This window comes from Eubacterium sp. CAG:156, from assembly GCF_000434315.1.
Classification (GTDB): Bacteria; Bacillota; Clostridia; order Lachnospirales; family Lachnospiraceae; genus Eubacterium_U; species Eubacterium_U album.
Genome location: NZ_FR878167.1, coordinates 1 through 1,171, shown reverse-complemented (window position 1 = coordinate 1,171; position 1,171 = coordinate 1). Strand labels below are relative to the sequence as shown.

Annotated in this window: 2 protein-coding genes; both read right to left on the bottom strand. The window is 33.7% G+C overall.

All coding sequences use genetic code 11. The features are described from left to right. Positions 1–354: 354 nt before the first annotated feature. Positions 355–696 carry a hypothetical protein gene (locus tag ABMA45_RS07390; RefSeq protein WP_022089250.1) on the bottom strand — a complete coding sequence of 114 codons (342 nt, stop codon included), beginning with the start codon at positions 694–696 and terminating at the stop codon, positions 355–357. After that, on the bottom strand, positions 697–1,171 hold a 475-nt coding region (locus ABMA45_RS07385; RefSeq protein ID WP_348030048.1), incomplete at its 5' end, for a hypothetical protein.

Below are 1,171 nucleotides of genomic sequence, written 5' to 3'. Positions count from 1 at the left end.
AATTCCTGCAGTATGGTTGCCGTTCTTTGATGGTATCTAAATCTACTTCCCTAACACGCTGATATAAACGCACCCTTTCGCAACATTTTTTCTTGTTGCTAGGAGTGCGTTTATATCAGCATATTGGAACTAAATATTCTATTTTGATTTTGTAATGTTCGTCCGTATACCCAACTCGGCAAAATTTCGCTAGCGTCTATTAATTAACATCATGGATTCTTAATTGCTTCGCAACAGCCATGATGGTTANNGCAACAGCCATGATGGTTAATTAATAGACATGCAGGAGTTATAGGTTGTTGGGAGTCCGAAAGTATAACCCTAATAAATTATAATTAATTTTCTTTAAAGATACTACTTAACAATATTAAATCCCTCTATCTTCCCACTATCTACATTAATTGTATAATTACGTCCATAGAAATCCGATGCAAAAATAGTATCATCTTTTATGCCTATCTGCTCATAAGGAAGAAGATTTTTTAACTCTGGATAGCGAGTAGATAAATCCTCTGATTGCCAAATTAATTTTGCTTGAGCATCCAAACAATAAATGTTATTAATCTCAGTTCTATTAAATGGAATCCCAAGTAATACTATAAACTTTTCTTTATACTGGACTACAGCTCGAATATCAAATTCGAAATCATAACTATTCCCGTTGATTTCAATATGCTTCTTTTCGTATTGATACATTTAATTACCCTCCAAAAGCCTCTCATTCTTAAAATCACCAATTCTTTGCCCAATTAAATCATATTGTGTTCCACCACCATTCCCCCATCCATCTAAAGGATTGACCTCGCCTACTCTTATGTGAGTTCCAGCCTCCAATTCCACATCGCATATATATTTAGGGGTATTAGGTAAAGCAAACTTATTTTGTATCTCTAAGGGTGTTAGTCCTTTAATATCATCTGCTTTCATTACCCAACTTCCATACATACCCGATCCATCTGGCATATTATCATATACTCTAACAAAAGTAGTATTTTCAGTAAGTTCAATTTCCTTCACTAAAGTTCCAGGTTTATATGGTGGATTATAATCAGGCTTGACATTATCAATAAACCATTGATTAGTTTCTTCTGCTGTAAATGTCTTAACTTCGTTAAATTTTATTGTTTCTGTACCACTCTCAATAACCTTCTTTACCTCATCAAAGCTTTTT

Excerpts from the sequence above, each read along its gene's own strand:
- ABMA45_RS07390 (WP_022089250.1), bottom strand. The coding sequence starts at position 696 with ATGTATCAATACGAAAAGAAGCATATTGAAATCAACGGGAATAGTTAT.